This is a genomic window from Vibrio antiquarius (assembly GCF_000024825.1).
Taxonomy (GTDB): domain Bacteria; phylum Pseudomonadota; class Gammaproteobacteria; order Enterobacterales; family Vibrionaceae; genus Vibrio; species Vibrio diabolicus.
The window spans coordinates 2,242,760-2,260,196 of record NC_013456.1 but is presented as its reverse complement, the minus strand read 5'-3'; the positions used below and the strand labels follow the sequence as shown (position 1 = coordinate 2,260,196).

The 17,437-nt window shown below is 43.4% G+C and carries 18 protein-coding genes and 2 tRNA genes; 14 read left to right on the top strand and 6 right to left on the bottom strand.

Annotated elements, in window-relative coordinates:
* The first annotated feature begins 52 nt into the window (after positions 1-52).
* The 8 genes from hppD (at position 53) to VEA_RS10530 (ending at position 5,664) form a co-directional block, all read left to right on the top strand.
* The gene (hppD, locus tag VEA_RS10565) at positions 53-1,126 is read left to right on the top strand and encodes a 4-hydroxyphenylpyruvate dioxygenase (protein WP_005377835.1); all 1,074 of its coding nucleotides are present in this window, start codon (positions 53-55) and stop codon (positions 1,124-1,126) included.
* Positions 1,119-2,249, top strand: coding sequence for a homogentisate 1,2-dioxygenase (locus VEA_RS10560; RefSeq protein ID WP_006741621.1), 1,131 nt, complete (start codon positions 1,119-1,121; stop codon positions 2,247-2,249). Before hppD ends, VEA_RS10560 begins: the two co-directional genes overlap by 8 nt.
* A gap of 9 nt (positions 2,250-2,258) precedes the next feature.
* Complete coding sequence (locus tag VEA_RS10555; RefSeq protein WP_006741620.1) at positions 2,259-3,296, top strand: fumarylacetoacetate hydrolase family protein; 1,038 nt, start codon at positions 2,259-2,261, stop codon at positions 3,294-3,296.
* A gap of 21 nt (positions 3,297-3,317) precedes the next feature.
* Positions 3,318-3,986, top strand: a complete 669-nt coding sequence (gene maiA, locus VEA_RS10550; RefSeq protein WP_006741619.1) for a maleylacetoacetate isomerase — start codon at positions 3,318-3,320, stop codon at positions 3,984-3,986.
* Between the two features lie 194 nt (positions 3,987-4,180).
* Entirely contained in the window at positions 4,181-4,840 is a 660-nt protein-coding gene (locus VEA_RS10545) for a DUF2726 domain-containing protein (protein ID WP_006741618.1), read from the top strand.
* A gap of 120 nt (positions 4,841-4,960) precedes the next feature.
* Positions 4,961-5,299, top strand: coding sequence for a hypothetical protein (locus tag VEA_RS10540; protein WP_005377830.1), 339 nt, complete (start codon positions 4,961-4,963; stop codon positions 5,297-5,299).
* A gap of 179 nt (positions 5,300-5,478) precedes the next feature.
* Positions 5,479-5,555 (top strand) — tRNA-Val (locus VEA_RS10535).
* A gap of 32 nt (positions 5,556-5,587) precedes the next feature.
* Positions 5,588-5,664 (top strand) — tRNA-Val (locus tag VEA_RS10530).
* Between the two features lie 138 nt (positions 5,665-5,802).
* On the opposite strand, the gene VEA_RS10525 is transcribed toward VEA_RS10530, so the two are convergent.
* Together VEA_RS10525 and VEA_RS10520 are read right to left on the bottom strand one after the other, a co-directional pair.
* Positions 5,803-6,099 (bottom strand): YkgJ family cysteine cluster protein, encoded by a 297-nt coding sequence (locus tag VEA_RS10525; protein WP_074191235.1) that lies wholly within the window; start codon positions 6,097-6,099, stop codon positions 5,803-5,805.
* Positions 6,100-6,322: 223 nt separating this feature from the next.
* Positions 6,323-6,769: a DUF3291 domain-containing protein gene (locus VEA_RS10520; RefSeq protein ID WP_005393454.1), complete on the bottom strand. Its 447-nt coding sequence runs from the start codon at positions 6,767-6,769 to the stop codon at positions 6,323-6,325.
* A gap of 388 nt (positions 6,770-7,157) precedes the next feature.
* Between VEA_RS10520 and VEA_RS10515 the strand changes: the two genes are divergently transcribed.
* Positions 7,158-8,654, top strand: coding sequence for an EAL domain-containing protein (locus VEA_RS10515; protein ID WP_006741617.1), 1,497 nt, complete (start codon positions 7,158-7,160; stop codon positions 8,652-8,654).
* A 173-nt stretch (positions 8,655-8,827) separates the two neighbouring features.
* Here the strand turns inward: VEA_RS10515 and VEA_RS10510 are convergent, their stop codons facing one another.
* Complete coding sequence (locus VEA_RS10510) at positions 8,828-9,715, bottom strand: DMT family transporter (RefSeq protein WP_005393452.1); 888 nt, start codon at positions 9,713-9,715, stop codon at positions 8,828-8,830.
* Positions 9,716-9,825: 110 nt separating this feature from the next.
* On the opposite strand from VEA_RS10510, the gene VEA_RS10505 reads away from it, so the two are divergent.
* The 5 genes from VEA_RS10505 to VEA_RS10485 all read left to right on the top strand — a co-directional run bounded on the left by VEA_RS10505 (position 9,826) and on the right by VEA_RS10485 (position 12,544).
* The gene (locus tag VEA_RS10505) at positions 9,826-10,308 is read left to right on the top strand and encodes a MarR family winged helix-turn-helix transcriptional regulator (RefSeq protein ID WP_012841890.1); all 483 of its coding nucleotides are present in this window, start codon (positions 9,826-9,828) and stop codon (positions 10,306-10,308) included.
* A 24-nt stretch (positions 10,309-10,332) separates the two neighbouring features.
* Positions 10,333-10,686 carry an MmcQ/YjbR family DNA-binding protein gene (locus VEA_RS10500; protein ID WP_005393450.1) on the top strand — a complete coding sequence of 118 codons (354 nt, stop codon included), beginning with the start codon at positions 10,333-10,335 and terminating at the stop codon, positions 10,684-10,686.
* Between the two features lie 77 nt (positions 10,687-10,763).
* Positions 10,764-11,198, top strand: coding sequence for an Mpo1 family 2-hydroxy fatty acid dioxygenase (locus VEA_RS10495; protein ID WP_012841889.1), 435 nt, complete (start codon positions 10,764-10,766; stop codon positions 11,196-11,198).
* A gap of 211 nt (positions 11,199-11,409) precedes the next feature.
* Positions 11,410-11,721, top strand: a complete 312-nt coding sequence (locus tag VEA_RS10490; RefSeq protein WP_005393448.1) for a hypothetical protein — start codon at positions 11,410-11,412, stop codon at positions 11,719-11,721.
* A gap of 208 nt (positions 11,722-11,929) precedes the next feature.
* Positions 11,930-12,544: a sugar O-acetyltransferase gene (locus tag VEA_RS10485; RefSeq protein ID WP_006741616.1), complete on the top strand. Its 615-nt coding sequence runs from the start codon at positions 11,930-11,932 to the stop codon at positions 12,542-12,544.
* Positions 12,545-12,588: 44 nt separating this feature from the next.
* Here the strand turns inward: VEA_RS10485 and VEA_RS10480 are convergent, their stop codons facing one another.
* The 3 genes from VEA_RS10480 to VEA_RS10470 are packed head-to-tail and all read right to left on the bottom strand — an operon-like array spanning position 12,589 to position 17,335.
* Positions 12,589-13,680 carry an outer membrane protein gene (locus VEA_RS10480; RefSeq protein ID WP_006741615.1) on the bottom strand — a complete coding sequence of 364 codons (1,092 nt, stop codon included), beginning with the start codon at positions 13,678-13,680 and terminating at the stop codon, positions 12,589-12,591.
* A 1-nt stretch (position 13,681) separates the two neighbouring features.
* Positions 13,682-14,158 (bottom strand): hypothetical protein, encoded by a 477-nt coding sequence (locus VEA_RS10475; protein ID WP_012841887.1) that lies wholly within the window; start codon positions 14,156-14,158, stop codon positions 13,682-13,684.
* Positions 14,159-14,167: 9 nt separating this feature from the next.
* The gene (locus VEA_RS10470; protein ID WP_012841886.1) at positions 14,168-17,335 is read right to left on the bottom strand and encodes a response regulator; all 3,168 of its coding nucleotides are present in this window, start codon (positions 17,333-17,335) and stop codon (positions 14,168-14,170) included.
* Positions 17,336-17,437: the final 102 nt, after the last annotated feature.

Genomic DNA, 17,437 nt, shown 5'->3' with positions numbered 1-17,437 from the left:
CCAAGTTAGAAAAATAAGTCCAAACAAAAGCTACTGAGACAAGGAGAAAGTCATGGTTGATGCATATAACCCACTAGGAACAGACGGATTTGAGTTTGTTGAATATACCGCTGCTGACAACAAAGGCATTCAACAGCTTAAAGATCTGTTTATATCGTTAGGTTTTGCGGAAATCGCAAAGCATCGCTCAAAAGAAGCGTGGTTATATCGACAAGGTGACATTAGCTTTATTGTGAATGCGCAGCCGCATAGCCAAGCTGAGGGATTCGCCAAAGTCCACGGTCCGTCGGTTTGTGGCATGGCATTTCGAGTGAAAGACGCGACCGTTGCTCTGGCGCATGCGTTAGAGAATGGCGGTAAAGAATATAAAACGGAAATTGGGCCGATGGAGCTTAGCATTCCTGCTATTTATGGCATCGGTGAAAGCTTGCTTTATTTTGTCGATCGTTATGGAAAGCAGAGCATTTATGATGTCGATTTTCGTTTTTATGATGATGCTGATGAGCGTTTATCAAAAGCGAATGTTGGTCTTTACGAAATCGACCACTTAACGCACAACGTTAAGCAAGGCAACATGGATGTCTGGTCTGGTTTCTATGAGCGCATTGGTAACTTCCGCGAAATTCGTTATTTCGATATCGAAGGTAAGCTGACTGGTCTTGTCAGCCGCGCGATGACCGCACCTTGCGGCAAAATCCGAATTCCTATCAATGAGTCGTCAGATGATAAATCACAGATTGAAGAGTTTATCCGTGAATACAATGGCGAAGGCATTCAACATATCGCATTGACCACAGACGACATCTACGAAACGGTCAAAACATTGCGTGAGCGAGGCATGGACTTTATGCCAACGCCAGATACTTATTACGAGAAAGTCGATCAGCGTGTTGAAGGCCACGGTGAAGATGTAAGCAAGCTTCGTGATTTGCAGATTCTTATTGATGGTGCGCCAACGAAAGATGGCATCTTGCTACAAATCTTTACTCAAACCGTTATCGGCCCTGTGTTCTTCGAAATCATCCAACGTAAAGGCAATGAAGGCTTTGGCGAGGGTAACTTCAAAGCGTTGTTTGAATCGATAGAAGAAGACCAAATTCGCCGAGGAGTATTGAGCGATGCATAAATGGATCACATTCCCTCATCGGGAGGGAGTGTGCTCTAAACAAGCGCATGCTGACTTCCCGGAAGAGGCAATTTATGAACGTGAGGCAGGTCGAAGTGGTTTCTTCGGCCCCGCAACACATTTTCATCATCAACATGCCCCAACGGGATGGACTGAGTGGGAGGGCGAGTTACGTCCACGAGCGTTCGATTTTAATCTAGTCGAGAAAGCCAGCCATATTACCCCGTGGGCAGTCCCGCATCTGTTACACAACGCGAATTGTAAAGTTCGTGTCTGGCGTATGGATGAAAAAATGGACTTCTTGGTGAGAAACGCTGATGGCGACGAACTGCTATTCATCCACCAAGGTACGGCAGATCTGTATTGTGATTATGGTCATTTGAAAGTGAGCGAAGGGGATTATGTCATGATCCCACGCTCAACGAGCTGGCGTTTAGAGCCAAGCGAGCCGATGTTCATTCTGATGATAGAAAACACCGATGCGGCCTATACATTGCCCGAAAAAGGCATGGTTGGAAACCACGCGGTGTTTGATCCGGCAGTTTTGGAAACGCCGTCGATCAACGATCAGTTCCGTGCTCAATATTCCGAGAATCAAACGCAGGTTCAGGTGAAACGCCACGATAAAGTCAGTGTTATAACTTACCCATTCAACCCGTTGGATGCGATTGGCTGGCATGGTGATTTGGCGGTAGTAAAAGTGAACTGGCGTGATATTCGTCCACTTATGTCACATCGTTACCACTTACCGCCTTCTGCACATACTACATTTGTAGGAGCAGGATTTGTGGTGTGTACCTTTGTTCCTCGTCCGATTGAAAGTGATCCCGGAGCGCTCAAAGTACCGTTCTATCACAACAATGACGATTATGATGAAGTCTTGTTCTACCATGCAGGTGATTTCTTCAGCCGTGACAACATTGAAGCAGGCATGGTGACATTCCATCCAGCAGGCTTTACACATGGCCCTCACCCGAAAGCTTTCAAAGCAGGGCGAGAGCATAAGAAGACTTTTACCGACGAAGTCGCGGTCATGATTGATACGCGTCACGCACTTCAGTTTTCGGATGAGCTGGAAAAAGTAGAAAACAAAGAATACGTCTATAGCTGGCAAGAGAAGTAAGAGGCAAGGATGAAATTAGCAACCAAGAAAAATGGCACTCGTGACGGTTTGTTGATGGTCGTGAGCAAAGACTTAACGCGCTGCGTACCTGCGACAGAAATATTCCACCCCATGAACTTAGCTCCGACGATGCAGGTGGCACTTGATAACTGGGATGCGCTAGCACCGCAACTGGAAGAGCTATACGTTGCACTGAATAATGGCACAGTCGCAGGGTATGAAGAGTTTGAAGCGCACTACTGTGAGTCGCCGCTTCCTCGCGCTTATCAGTGGGCTGATGGCAGTGCTTACGTAAACCACGTTGAGTTGGTTCGAAAAGCTCGCGGCGCTGAAATGCCAGAGAGTTTTTGGACGGATCCGCTGATGTACCAAGGAGGCTCTGATGCCTTTATTGGTCCTTGTGACAACATCGAGTTTGCGAGTGATGAATGGGGTATTGATTTCGAAGGCGAAGTTGCTGTGGTAACTGGTGACGTACCAATGGGCGCAAGTGTTGCAGAGGCTCAGGAGTCGATTCGTTTGATCATGCTGGTGAATGATGTCTCACTGCGTGGGCTAATTCCCGCAGAATTAGCTAAAGGGTTTGGTTTTTTCCAATCTAAACCTTCTTCTGCGTTTTCTCCTGTGGCAGTAACACCTGACGAACTAGGCGATGCGTGGTACGAAAACAAAGTGCATTTACCACTGGTCTCGACCTACAACCACAAGCCGTTTGGTCGCCCGAATGCAGGTATCGATATGACGTTTGATTTCGCAGACTTAATTGTTCACGCGACTAAAACGCGCCCGCTATCTGCTGGGGCGATTATAGGCTCAGGTACGGTATCCAACAAGCAGGGAACGGAACATGGCACTTCTATTGAAGAAGGTGGCGTTGGCTATTCATGTATCGCGGAAGTTCGCATGATTGAAACCATTCGTGATGGTAAACCGTCGACTAACTTCATGTCGTTTGGCGACTCAATCAAACTGGAAATGTTTGATGCGGATGGCAACAACATCTTTGGCTCGATTGACCAACAAGTTAGCCAATATCTCAAGCATTAAGAGCGCCAGTTGGGAGATGATATGAGCGATGGCATGATTTTATACGGATACTGGCGATCATCGGCGGCGTATCGTGTGCGTATTTGTTTGAATCTTAAAGAGTTATCGTATGATTCAAAATCGGTACACTTGGTGCGCAATGGTGGCGAACAACACAGTGACGAGTACCATGAGTTAAACGCTTCTGAACTGGTTCCTGTGCTGGTGGATGGGGAGGTTCAGTTAACCCAGTCACTGACCATCATTCAATACTTAGAAGAACACTATCCGGATGTCACTGTGATCCCCGAGCAAACGCCGCTTCGATACCAAGCGCTAGCTTTGGCTCAGGATATTGCAATGGAGATTCATCCCCTGAATAACTTAAGAGTTCTACAGTATTTAGAGGGGGAGTTAGCTTGCGAGCCAGAGCGCAAAGTCGCTTGGATTCATCACTGGATCCACAAAGGTTTTACGGCATTAGAAGAGAAACTTCAGAAGCATCGTAAACTAAATGGTGATTGTAAGTTTAGCCTGACAAGCTCGCCATCTATTGTCGATATTTGTCTGGTACCACAATTTTATAACGCACAACGCTTTGGTGTAGATACTTCTCTTTACCCAACCATTAACGCTGTTGTGCAAGCATGTAATCAATTGCCTGCTTTTATTGATGCGATGCCAGAGAATCAGCCAGACGCTAATAGTTGATTCTTAGCATCATAATGTACTAACAAAATTTAAACGAGCCAATCAGAGTGTGTGATTGGCTCTTTTTTATTGGGGAGCAAAATTTTCTGTTTCTCGCTATCGTCGTGGATCCTCAAAATTGCGAGGTTTTGTTGCTCTGCATAGCATTTCCATTTACGCTTTGAGCAACGAGTTGTTTTGGATGCACTTTATTTATGACCAACATTTTTATCATTGTTGTTCTTCTGGTTTTATTCTTCTTTGTTATTCAAAAGTACGTGATTAAGCACGACGACACGCGTGATTATCCTTATCGCTCGAAAGGACCGTTACTCAGGGGGCAAGAGAGCGCATTCTATAATGCGTTGAGGGCAGCGGTAGGTGAACATGCGGTGGTATTCGCGAAAGTAAACATGTCCAGTTTGGTTACGCCAAAAGAAATCAAAAATAAGAAGCAGTTTTTTGTCGCGAACAATCGCATATCTCGAAGTTATTTTGATTACGTTATTTGTGATCCTAGGACGCTAGAGCCGCGTGTGATCGTTGAATTGGATAACGGGCAAGAGTTAAGCAAGGGCAAGGTAGAAAGACAAAAGTTACTGATCCATGTTTGTAAGACAGCAAACCTACCTTTAATCGGCGCTTCGATAAAGCACAGTTATCAAGTTGGGCGATTACGTCGTTTGCTTGCGGCACATATAGATTTGATTGAGCCTGATAAAGAAGTGCGCTTTTGCAAAAAATGCGGCAGTCCGATGATCATTAAAACCGCAAGCCAAGGTGAATTCAAAGGTCGACGCTTCTTTACTTGCAGCCGCCAACCAAATTGTACTTACACCGAGAATTACAATGTGGTGTTTGAGTCGGACGACTAAAGACGACAGTTGAACAGCAAAACGGATGAGGCTTTGATTCGATATGATCAAAGCCTTTTTTGTATCAGTCCCCAAGGCAAGACCTATACTTTGAAAAAGAGTGCAGAATAGGGAAGCCATATGCGATACGGATGGATTTTGTCAGCGTTGTTCATCGCATCTAATGTTAGTGCGATACCTAATTTGAAACCACTGGAGTGTGAGTTAACAGAGACACCCCAAGATCATTTCTTGTTTTACCGAGAGCAAATGGTTTATCACAGTGAGCAGTTTGTCATATTTCAAAACTTCAAAGGCAGGGTGAGCACTCAAGTGGATGTCAAAACAGGAGAGTTGATCCGTACAACCTATATCGGCGAACCATTTAAACCTAAATATCAGATTTTATTTGGTACTTGCCCTAAGGTATCGCAAACCTTACAGATTTGGATGCTCAGTGAAGTGCCTTACGACAATTAAGTGAGATAATAAAAGTTATATAGATCACACTTTTAAACCCTGCAGGCTCAGTCCTTGTCGATAAAATCATCTGAAAACGCGTGTTGAGTTTACATTTTCGCCAAACGGTTCAAAGTTGGTAAATTTGTGCTTGCACCGTCGTTCGCTTATAGCTAATATCCTCGTCGTTCCAGAGAAATGCGTCCGTAGCTCAGCTGGTTAGAGTATCGCCTTGACATGGCGGGGGTCGGTGGTTCGAGTCCACTCGGACGCACCATTCTGAATTGAATGGTTAGGAACACAAAATTTGGGTCCGTAGCTCAGTTGGTTAGAGTACTACCTTGACATGGTAGGGGTCGGCGATTCGAGTTCGCCCGGACCCACCAAATTTTAGAAAAAGCCCACCAAACGGTGGGCTTTTTTGTATCCATAATTTGTTGATACTCAGATTTAAACACCTTACTTTTCCTTTGCACACTTTCTACAAATACTCCGCATTGCCATCAGTGTAAATTTGAGTGGTTTTACAAGAATTTAACTCGTTCATCTAAACATTCATTGGAGCCCATTTCGAATTCGCGGCAAATCCAAGGCCTATTTTCGTAAATCGTACACATTAATGTGTCTCTGTCTAAAGCTGCACACCAACCATCATTTAGCCGCATCATTGTTTCGCCTCCATATTGGTCACGCGCAATAAACTCTTCAGGTACGCCAGTATCTGAAATAATCATAACCTCGAGACGGCAACAACAAGCCTTACAGTTAGAGCAAGATACATCAGAGGGCAGGGGAGAGGGAGTCTTAGTTGGTATAATCATGAATAACTACAATTTGGTCAATTGTGCATGGTACCGTAAATTTAACACGAATGAACTTTATTTCTGAAATAGAACACCCTATGAACGATAAACCTAGTGAACGCATTTTATGCGTTCACTTGCATTTCTTTCCGAGTAAGTCGGTAGAACTGACAGTGATTCACACCAATTAACCTTATAGTCAGTGTAAATTTGAACGCCGGTTCTTTGGCATACGTGTACTTTACACAAGATCTGCTTCTGTAAAGTTTGTTTTAAATGTGAAAGCAAATGGCGTATCTCCGTTTTCGCGCAAATGCTGAAGGCGTAACAAGGCTTCTTGTGGTGTTGGTATATAACCGTCTTCTACCCACCACAGAACATAGCTATCCTCCGCTAGACGATGAAACCATTCGCTTTTTCGGCGCATAAAATCTCTATGACCGGTACGAAACATAAAGTTTTTAAGTGAGTCAGTACTTTCCCAAATAGACATGTTTACAATCATGTTCGGGTCATCAAATAATTTAATGCTTGTTGCATCACCGGAGTCGTCTTTTAGACGCCAGATAAAGCCTTCACTTTCTTCAGCTATACCATTAATTAAGTCCAAATTGTCTACGAAATCTTTAATTTCTGGTGCATCCAAAGGATATTTAGCAAGCGCAATATTTAATTGAGCTAATTTCATTTCATGACCCTCCCTGGTCGATAAGCCTGTAATGCTGGTAAAAAGCTCTAAGTAGCTTTTCCTATTTTATCATGCAGTGTGTTGCTAGTGCCTTCAAAGGTCAATTAGAAAGTTAGTGACTGTGGCGAGTCATTGGATGGCAAAAAAGTCGTTTTATACATTGGTTATGTTGAGCATAAGCCCCTCTTTTCTCGCGATTATCGTCGGTAAGTCTCACTCAAGAGAGTTGCTATCTTGGATATGCAGCAGTACTCTCATTTTCTGTGGCAAGCCTTGCGCTTCTATACTTCTTATTGAGATTCGATCCTCACTTTTTGGTGTGTGAACGTGAGATAGTGTTCATGTCACTCTTTAATTTAAGTTGTTTGGCTGAACGTTAGGAGGAACTTTGATTACAAAGATAACAAGAAATGCCATTTTGCTTGGCCTAGTTCCCATTGCAGTTTTTGTTGTGGCTTTTAATTCAATAGCCAATTTTTACATCAGCTATATCAAAGAGACTAAAATAGACACCTATGTCGATTATTTACACCAACGATCCATGTATTTGGATGAGGCGATTGTAAAGCAGGTTTCGCAGTTAGATTTCACGTGCAGTAATAGTGATGTTAGAACATTACGCGACCCACGTTTTTATAATCGTTACATCCGTTTTATTGCGATGGAAACGAATGACGGTAAAACATGCTCCACGATTGGTCGCGAAGTATCTCATTTATCCAATGCGCAACGATTTCAGCTTGGCGAAAACTTTTTTGTATCACTTATTTTACCGGAACACCAAGATCAAGTTGAGTGGATGGTCATTTATGAAAATGAACATGTCGAAGTTATCTGGGTTCTCGATAATAGTTGGGTTAAAGAAGTGATCAAAACGCCTTGTGAAGACTGTTTGTTCGTCGAGTTTATATATGATGAGCCTGTATTTGGAGATTTAACAATAAGTCGAGGAAAACCAGCCATTGCAGCAGAAGAAGCGGCAGTTTCAAAGGAGTTATTCTTCTCGGCTGATTCTCAAGCCAATATGCTCATCAAAATACACAGTGGCGAGAAACTGAAGAGCTATGCTCAGGAAAGAGTCTTTCTATGGGGAGGCCTAGTCAGTGTGCTTATGGGGCTGGCTTTTGCGTTTGTATATGTGTCCAGTAAGAGCTTGAGAAAGTCTATCAAAGGCTTGATCCAGAATGGGATTAATAATGCGGAATTTGTCCCTTATTACCAAGCGATTGTCGATAGCCGTGATGGTGCGACAGTGGGGTATGAAGCACTGATTCGGTGGTCTCGTCGTGAGGGTATGGTGTCGCCAAACATGTTCATTGGCGCTGCAGAAGAAAGTGGTCTGATTGTCCCAATGACGAATCAGCTTATTCGTAAAATCATACAAGATCTTAGTGTATTGCCTGAGCATGTGTGGGTCAGCATCAATATTGTTTCTTCCCATTTAGAATCAGGTGAACTCACTAAGTTACTGTCAGAACTGAATTGGCCATGTCCGAAGAGAGTGCATTTTGAGTTGACCGAGCGAATTCCTGTAAAAGATACAGAGGCAGCGAAAAAAGAGATTTTGTATCTGGCGAATAAAGGCTACAAGTTCAAAATTGACGATTTTGGGACTGGGTATGGCGGCTTTTCTTATTTGCAAGATCTGGGTATCCGATGCTTAAAAGTGGATAAGATGTTCATCGATCCAATAGGCTCTGATGACCAAAAATTGAAAGTGTTAGATTCTATTGTCTCGGCAGCAAAGAAAGCGGAATGTGAGATGATTGCAGAAGGTGTAGAGAGCGAGGCTCAAGTCGCGTATTTGGCTCAGCATTCTATTTACCTTATTCAAGGGTATGTCTACGCTAAACCAGAGCCTATTAACAACCTTGTGATGACTTAAAGCAAGGCATAATGGGGCGTATTCATTATTAAAGGTGTCTTTCGGCACCTTTTTTATTGCTGAACCTTTTTGGGTTCACTGTTCCATAAAAAACCTGTTGAAGTCTTAGAATTCAAACAGAGTTTACAGAGAATATGAACGCCCGATTTTAGCATCGGGCGTTAGGATTTTACTTAGGAAGAAAGGGCGGCTTTTTTAGTTTTTAATGAAGCGATCAATTGAGGGAGCAATGACATAACAATCATCCCTAGCATCAAGCTGTATTGGAGAGGGGTGAAAGTCTCACCTAATAGCAGCAAACCTGACACAATGCCCGCAACGGGGTTGGCAATGCCACCAAAAGTAAAGTCAACGACCGACATACGCTGCAATAGCCAAACATACATGCCGTAGCCTAATGCAGTGTTCAGAATGATCACCCACAGCAGCCCAAGGGTGTTCGTCATTGATAAGTTTTGAATGGCTGTAACGTATGGCTCTGGATTGTTTATTGCTAGCACGCTTGTTGCGACAGACATAATCACACCACCCAAAATGAGCTGCCATGTTAATACTGTCCACCAATGCATTTTCGTTCCTAGTGATTTCGTTACGCTACTACCTACCACAATACACATGATGGCGGAGATCATCGCCAGCAAACCCATAGGGTTGAGCGAAATAGAACTAGGATCAAATAAGAACCAAGCCAAAGCAATCAAAGTCGCTCCACTTATTGCCTGTATTGCGCTTGGCTGGCGCTTATAGACTGCCCAGCCAAACAGCATCGCAAAAACGGGCACTGATACCATACCGACACCTGAGATCGCAGAAGGAAGCGTCAACGCCATGACAAAAATGAGACCAAAGAAGCAAGCGATGTTGATAGTTCCTAAAACAAGCAGCACTTTCCATTCACTCTTTTTCGGGAAAGATGGCTTTATTGCGAGGAGCAAAAGACCCGCAGGCAATGCTCTTAGCGCACCAAGTAAAACGGGAGGCCAGTCCGGAAGCGTAAACTGAGTAACAGCATAAGTTGTCCCCCAAAAAAAAGCCGGGATCATTGCAAGCAAAATATTCATGTTAAATATCTTTACGTTGAGATAATTAATTGTAAAGATATCGGTAAGGTTACTTTTTGTAAAGTATCTTTATGTTAAAATAAAAATTAAATGACGTTTGGAGAGAAACCATGGACGCAATTGATAGAGTGGTAGAGCAGTGGGCTAAGGAGAAGCCAGAGCTCGACACTGAACCGATGGCAATTATGGGGCGGCTAATGCGAATTGCTAAGCACATGGAGTGTCGGGTCGCAGACCTACATAAGAAGTACGATCTTAAGATGGGTGAATTTGATGTGTTGGCGACACTTCGCCGAGCAGGTTCACCATACTGCCTTACTCCCTCGGCGCTAATTGATTCGATGATGCTCACTTCGGGCGCGATGACGAACCGATTAGATAAACTCGAGAAGAAAGGCTTTATTACCAGAACACACAGTAAAGAAGATAGACGCAGTGTCACCGTTGAGTTAACTGAAAAGGGCTTAACCTTAATTGACAAGTTGATCTTAGAGCATGTGGACGTTCAGCAATCGCTACTACATGGTTTAGAAGGTAATGAGAAAGAGCAGGTTAACCAGGCGTTAAGGCTACTATTGCCTTTGTTTGAGTAAAAGATACAGGAAGGGTGGGACGGAATGAGAAGCAAAGAGTTAGAAGGCTATTTAAGTACCTTTATGTGTGCAGAGAGTGATTTCCCATTTGGGCCAGAAGCGCTTGTATACAAAATCAAAGGTAAAATGTTTGCGATTATTGCAGAGAGAAACGGTCGGGAGTATGTCAGCGTAAAAGTAAAGCCAGAAGATGGAGAAGTCTTAACATCGCAGTTTACGGACATCACTCCTGGTTATCACCTAAATAAGCGTCACTGGATAACGGTTTATTTTAATGGTGATGTGGAAGATGGATTGATTCAGGATTTATGTGAGCGCTCTTATACTCTCGTCGTTGCCAAACTACCAAAAGTGCAACGAGCATTGCTTGGTCAGTAATAGCTATTACAGAAAAATTCGCACCTTTTCCATCCTCAAGCTATATAAGAATAAGTAGGCGGAAAAGTAGGAATGATATGCGAGCATTATCTGAATGGCTAAAAGAATATGGGGAGAGCCATCAAAACCCCATCAACCAAAAGATTCACACAATCGCAGTTCCGGGTATTTACCTATCTGTGGTCGGTCTAATTTGGTCAATTCCTCAAATCTCCATCTTGGGTTTCGAGTTTAACTGGGTCTGGATTGCTGTCATACCGGTATGGGTTTTCTATTTTCGTTTGTCTCTCAGCGTCTTTATGATGATGTTAGGGTATACATTAGCGTGCATCGGCCTGATATGGTCTTTGGAGGTATTGGCGCTGCCCGTACTGCATATTTCGATGCTCCTATTCGGTGTCCTGTGGATCTTGCAGTTCATTGGTCACAAAATAGAAGGGAAGAAACCGTCTTTTTTCGAAGATTTGCAGTTTCTTCTTATTGGTCCAATTTGGGTGTTCCGAAAACATTAACTCACTCCGTAATTAACAAGCTGATATCTCTCTGTATTGCACGATCATGCTAGCGTCCATAAGGTCGTAAAATGCGCAGCATGATGTGCCGCTTTCTCATTGCCATGACAAGCATTCGCTTCTGATTCACACTATCATTAGAGTGCAGCTAAAGCCGTTACTTTGCCTGAATGTTTGTGGCTAGTGACATTGTCACTTGGGGGGGGGATGAATGTACGACCGACAACATAAATATGCCTATTGGCGAGAAGAGCGTAAAAAAGGCAAATGGCATTACATCATGAAGTCTTTTTTTATGATTTGTTGCGCACTATTGCTTGGTAAAGTCATTGGTTTATTCATTTTTGGTGAGCTGCACTCCCTGAGTGATATTTTGGAGCAGCTGCCCGCGGATCTTTTTATCATGATGCTAGTGGGCTTCCCGGTTAGTGTTATCGGCTGGTATCACGAGGAGTCGAAGTTTTTCCGAGCGTTACGACGTAAAGAAAAGCGCTTGAAAATGAATCGAGATAAACAAAGCTAACTCTGCATCGATCTTTGTGTTATTTAATCGTCTGATTCACATATTTCTTTCAAGTTATTCGGTATTTTGCGTTAGGCCTCGCAAGCATGTCATTAAACTTATTGCAAAAAACGACATCATGCATTCTGTTAGCCAATCTTGACAGGAACTCGTACTGCGAGGTGTTCCAGCAGCCTGAGGCTACTGGGCAGATAGAACGGAGGATATTATGGATAGTGAATCAATGCTTCATAGTCAGAAAATATATTTTTGTAATGATGAAGCGTTAGTCGAGCAGCAAACACAGTGTTTAGAAGTTCTTTACGATTACAATCAAACTCGGCCTTCTGAATCTGAAAAGCGTACAGAAATATTACGACGTTTGCTCGGCGCTGTTGGTGACAACTGCTATTTTGAGCCGCCGCTTCGAGCGAATTGGGGGAGGCATACATACGTTGGTGATAACGTGTATGCAAACTTTAACTTAACCCTAGTCGATGATACGTATATCTACATTGGCAATAGCGTCATGATTGGACCCAATGTGACACTAGCAACGGCAGGCCACCCGATTGAACCGGAGCTCAGAAGAGAAGTTGCGCAATTCAATATCCCTATTTATATTGGTGATAATGTATGGATCGGCGCTAACTCAGTGGTATTGCCTGGCGTCAAGATTGGAGAAAACAGCGTAATTGGTGCCGGTAGCGTGGTAACAAAAGATATTCCAAGTAATGTTGTTGCGGTAGGGAACCCGTGTCGTGTATTGCGAGAGATAGGCAAACATGACAAAGAATTCTATTACAAAGAGCGTCAAATCACGCACAACATGTATCAACGATAACAAAGGTAAATGCCCACGGTTTATACGGTGTCAGTATAGAAAAGTTAAAAAACGAAATTTAACATCAGGGTGTAAAGATTGGCGCTGTTATCTTCTGGTATCGATGAAAACGCTCCAGTATCGTTATTGTGGGCGTTAAACTTTTGCCATTCAGCATTCAGTGACACGTTATAATCTAGGTCGTATCTCACCCCAAGCAGATAGCTGTCCCCATTTTTTGTATCATTGTTATTAAACTGTTGGCCGTAAACTATGTAGGGCGTCAATTTATTCACGTTGTAACCCGTTGTTGCGTACCAAGAGGAGGAAATGTTGCTGGTTTGTCCTTCAGCCATTATCACAAGGTTATCAAGCTCATACCTTACTCCTAGAGAAAACTGGTCAATCGTGTTGCCTTTTTCTTTTAGAACCAAGCGGTCAATTAACATGGCTCCCCCTTCAGGTGTGGATTGCTTGGTATTGGAGAGAACCGTAGTTTGGTCATAATCGCCATGTAGATAAGAAAAGTTCAAACGGTAGGCATTTCCGCTGAGTGTTAAGTTTATTCCGGCTGTGTTGTCTGATTCGATCTTCAGTTCAGTCTCTTCGTTGAGGGTGACATCACTGCTGTCTTTAAACCCTATAAATGGCATTGCAGTAAGCATGATTTGCTCATTGAGGTCGTGATTCCAGCGAATGGATAAACCATTGTAAGCGGTGATGCCTAATATGCTGTCATACACTTCATTTGGTGGTCGAGCTTGGGTAAAAGCGTGACCGACATAATTATACTCAGACATCAAAAACAGCGGCAGCCTCAATCGTCCCCCACGTATCTCTATATTTTTATAGGTATAAGCTAAATATGCCCACTCTAATTGGGGCGAGCTCCAATGATCTTGCGGACGCTTGACTATCTGTGCGGATGCTCGAAATGCCTTGTAAAAGTAATCAAGCTGCAGGCCGAAGGTTGTGTCACAATCGTAGCAGGCTTCATCATGAATAAAGCGGTTGACGAGAACCGTTGTGGAGTTATCCGACTTAGACCAAGATGTCGAACCAAAACCACTCAAAGACAGGTGATCTGATAACTCAATGGTGGCTAAGCTCGGAAAGGCGACAACACTCAGTGATAACATGGTCAAATATTTTTTCATATTAATCCTCCGAGCTCACCACACACAAAATACGAGCATTTCCAGGCACGCTCGACGCAGGGGCATAACCAATCCGATTGGGCTTTTCTTGCATCCACATGATCAGCGCATCAATGCTAGAGTTTGCAATCACTTTGGGTGGTCTCGCTTTGCCTGAAAAAGACAAGCTCGCCCAGTGCGCGTTCATTTGCGCCAAGTTTTTATTGAGAAGGTAGCGATAGAACTCCGCTCTCTCCGCTGATGTCGCTGGCCAGTCAGATAGCTCAATTCTCTGCCCTTGTAAGAGTTGCGTTTTTCCTCTGTACAACTTTCGCGCTTTATTGATGGTTAGGGGCGAGAACTCACTATTAAACGAGAAAACGGCGTAGCTCTCTGCAGCAAGTACTTGACTATCTATGGGTAGAAGGAAAACAACAATGAATAGGTAGCGTTTTATGCAGCGCAAAAGAAAACAGAGGAGAGAAATGTCGCCGCTCATCATCGCTACCTATATCGCATTTTCAATCTGGTACAACAGCTTTTCTCTACGAACAGGCTTGGGTACATAAGCGTCCATGCCTGAATCGAAGCAGCGTTGAATGTCATCATCCACAACACTTGCCGTTAGCGCGATGATGGGAGTCTTAGGAAGACCTTTACTTGCTTCATAGGCGCGTATTTGTCGTGAGGCTTCGAACCCATCCATGATCGGCATCATGCAGTCCATCAAAATGATGTCAAACCCACCATCTTTTTGGAACATTTCGACCGCAACCTGTCCGTTTTCGGCCACTTCAAATTGATAACCTGCTTTGGATAAAAGCAGCGAAGCGACTTTTTGATTTACTCTGTTATCTTCGACGAGCAAAATCCGTTCTGAGCGAATAGGCGTCACGGTCGCTTCTGATTGTTCAGCATGCGAGGTTTTTTCAGGAGTGTGAGTGGTGTTTGTTGCCAGTCGCTTTTCATCAGAAACAATATTGGAAATGCGTAGTCCAATGGCTTTATCTAATTTCTCTTTCAACAAACCCGCTTTAAAAGGTTTGGGCACATAATCATCCATTCCAACATCAAAACACTTTTGAATGTCATCATCGACTACACTTGCTGTTAGCGCGATAATTGGGATTTTGACCGTCCGTTTTTCTTTTGCTTCAATTTGACGGATCATTTTGGTTGCTTCAAACCCATCCATCACCGGCATCATGCAATCCATTAGGATTAAGCAGTATTGATTCTGTTGAAACATATCTACGGCTTCTTCTCCGTTTACGGCGATATCAAAGTCGAAGCCCGCTTTTGTGACGTGTAATCCTGCGATTTTTTGATTGACGGTGTTGTCGTCGACCACCAAGATTTTTGGGAGAGTCTTAGCATTGGGTGTTGTTGTGTTCTCTTTGTTTGCTTGAGGGAAGTTTGCAGCACAAGTCTCAAGTGCTTTTACTAAGCGCTGTCCTAAGAGGGGTTGAGTGACCAATGCACTAATGCTGTTACCAAAATCACGCTGGGCACTATGAAGGTGTTTAATAAGACAAACTCGAACATTTTGCATGCAAAGTCTTTTCATTTCACCTAGATGTTTGGCTGCGGTATTTGGAGAAGTTTCTACGTTGATAACAATGATGCGCTCGTTATCAATCCACGTTGGCAGAGCATCCAGTGTATTTACTGATTGCTGAACATTGATGTGGAAAAAGCTCAACTCGTCACGCAGCTTTTGCTCCAAAGTAGGGTTGTTGCAAACTATCCATATATCGTTGTGATTAAGGGAGTGATAGCCATTGAACTCTTGAGTCACAATTGGAGCCGTAAGTTCGAAGAAAAATCGGCTACCTTTTCCTTTCTCGGATTCAAGCTGAATCTCACCGCCCATCAACTCTACCAGCTGCGTGCTAATTGCAAGCCCGAGCCCTGTCCCTCCAAACTGTCGGGTGGTGGAGTTATCTTCTTGGGCGAAAGGAGCAAATATCTTTTTTTGTTGCTGCTCATCAATACCGATCCCTGAGTCTTTGACTGAAAACTCGATGCTCGCTTCACCATTTTTGATTTCTCTAGTGATGACAGAGAGTTCAACGCAGCCTTGTTCGGTGAACTTTACGGCATTGGACATGAAGTTCATGATAATTTGGCGTATACGGTGATCATCCAACATAACGTGATAGGGCGTATTGCGGCTGATGCTGACTTGAACGTCGATGCCTTTTTCTTTCGCTTTCGGGGAAATAATAGAAGCAATATCGTAGATGGATTCACGAACACAGGTTGAATGAGGGCTGATAAGCAACATACCAGATTCAATTTTAGAGAAGTCCAGAACGTCATTTATTAGGCTCAACAGTAATTGCGAGGAGGTTTCTATCGTGTCGACATAATCACGCTGTGTCGCCGTTAGCGGCGTGTCTGACAAAACTTCTGAAATGCCAATAACGCCGTTTAACGGGGTTCGAATCTCATGAGACATATTCGCCAGAAAGCTACTTTTGGCTTTGCTTGCCTCGATGGCATCATCTTTCGCCTTTTCAGCATCTTCTTTGGCTTGAGTTAACTTTTGTCTTGACTGCTCACGTTCGTAACTCAGTTTTTTTACCTCTTTAGCAAACTTACTGAGCTCATCTTTCCCTTTGGTCAACTCTGTCAGTGGTGAGTTTTCATTGTTGTCCTCTTCGTAAGTGTCTCGACTTAGGAATTCGAGGACTAAATTCAAGTTGCCAGTGACTTTGCGCACTAACCTCAGTGTCAAACTCACAATCAGCAATGTCACGAGGCTCATTAGCGCAATGAAGCCAATGCGGTGCTGTGTTGTTTCACTGATCGTCTTGGATATATCCTTAATAAGTTGCTGTTCCATCTGGTCATCAACGTTACGTAATAAACTTAAGCGTTTATAAAGCGCAGATAACCCGTCATCTATTTGAGTGGGTGTCAATACTCTAAGGTTTGATGGCTGCAACAAATTGGCTCGAAATGCTTGGCTTTTAGCAAAGACATTATCGGTAAAGGTTTCGATGAGGAGGTTGACTTGCTGCTTATTCGCATTAAGTGTGACAAAGCGTTCAAACAGCAGTTGTTGGTTCTGGATTAATGATTGGATACTGGCTTGGATAGCTGGATCGTAAATCTGCCCCTGCTCTGTAGATTCCACTAAGTATTTGCTGAGTCTATGCTCTTCTGTTGACCAAAACATTAACCACTCAAGCTGCATCAATGAGGAGAGGTGAGTATTGGTTTCATAACTTACATGGCTGAAATAGACTCTATCCAAACTCAAAAGAATCTCTTTGAATGTGTCGGCACGCCACTCAGCAGCATCTAACTTATCTTCTGTATTATTGGACGAGAGCATTGACAGTGTTGCTTCTTCGAAATTCGTGAGCTGATTTAATATATCGGCATTGTCGCCAAAAACAGGTGAAGCTGTATCTTGTAAAGTTTGAACGAGCTGGCGGGTTTCTTGAGCGTTATTCGCGACCCTTGGATCGCTCGTCAAATAATACAGTGAGGAAACACGATCTATATATTGGGAGAAGAGTTGTGCTTTTTGAAGTTCTTGAGCTTGGATAGAGAGGTTTTGTACATGTTTACCTGCAAGAAGCAATAACAATAAGATTGGTAGTAGGACCAATCCAAAAAGTTTCTGCTTTACAGACAGGTTGTTCCAAGCAAATATCCCGACCACACGCGTTTCCATATCCAAAGAGTTGATATGAAAAGTGTAGTGTACCTATCTCAAATGTTGGATTTTAAGAGGAAATTCATACTTGTGAGATGGCGAAGTGTG

Coding starts and splice junctions, on each gene's coding strand:
- hppD (WP_005377835.1), top strand. CDS start 53: ATGGTTGATGCATATAACCCACTAGGAACAGACGGATTTGAGTTTGTT.
- VEA_RS10560 (WP_006741621.1), top strand. CDS start 1,119: ATGCATAAATGGATCACATTCCCTCATCGGGAGGGAGTGTGCTCTAAA.
- VEA_RS10555 (WP_006741620.1), top strand. CDS start 2,259: ATGAAATTAGCAACCAAGAAAAATGGCACTCGTGACGGTTTGTTGATG.
- maiA (WP_006741619.1), top strand. CDS start 3,318: ATGAGCGATGGCATGATTTTATACGGATACTGGCGATCATCGGCGGCG.
- VEA_RS10545 (WP_006741618.1), top strand. CDS start 4,181: ATGACCAACATTTTTATCATTGTTGTTCTTCTGGTTTTATTCTTCTTT.
- VEA_RS10540 (WP_005377830.1), top strand. CDS start 4,961: ATGCGATACGGATGGATTTTGTCAGCGTTGTTCATCGCATCTAATGTT.
- VEA_RS10525 (WP_074191235.1), bottom strand. CDS start 6,099: ATGATTATACCAACTAAGACTCCCTCTCCCCTGCCCTCTGATGTATCT.
- VEA_RS10520 (WP_005393454.1), bottom strand. CDS start 6,769: ATGAAATTAGCTCAATTAAATATTGCGCTTGCTAAATATCCTTTGGAT.
- VEA_RS10510 (WP_005393452.1), bottom strand. CDS start 9,715: ATGAATATTTTGCTTGCAATGATCCCGGCTTTTTTTTGGGGGACAACT.
- VEA_RS10505 (WP_012841890.1), top strand. CDS start 9,826: ATGGACGCAATTGATAGAGTGGTAGAGCAGTGGGCTAAGGAGAAGCCA.
- VEA_RS10500 (WP_005393450.1), top strand. CDS start 10,333: ATGAGAAGCAAAGAGTTAGAAGGCTATTTAAGTACCTTTATGTGTGCA.
- VEA_RS10495 (WP_012841889.1), top strand. CDS start 10,764: ATGCGAGCATTATCTGAATGGCTAAAAGAATATGGGGAGAGCCATCAA.
- VEA_RS10490 (WP_005393448.1), top strand. CDS start 11,410: ATGTACGACCGACAACATAAATATGCCTATTGGCGAGAAGAGCGTAAA.
- VEA_RS10485 (WP_006741616.1), top strand. CDS start 11,930: ATGGATAGTGAATCAATGCTTCATAGTCAGAAAATATATTTTTGTAAT.
- VEA_RS10480 (WP_006741615.1), bottom strand. CDS start 13,680: ATGAAAAAATATTTGACCATGTTATCACTGAGTGTTGTCGCCTTTCCG.
- VEA_RS10475 (WP_012841887.1), bottom strand. CDS start 14,158: ATGAGCGGCGACATTTCTCTCCTCTGTTTTCTTTTGCGCTGCATAAAA.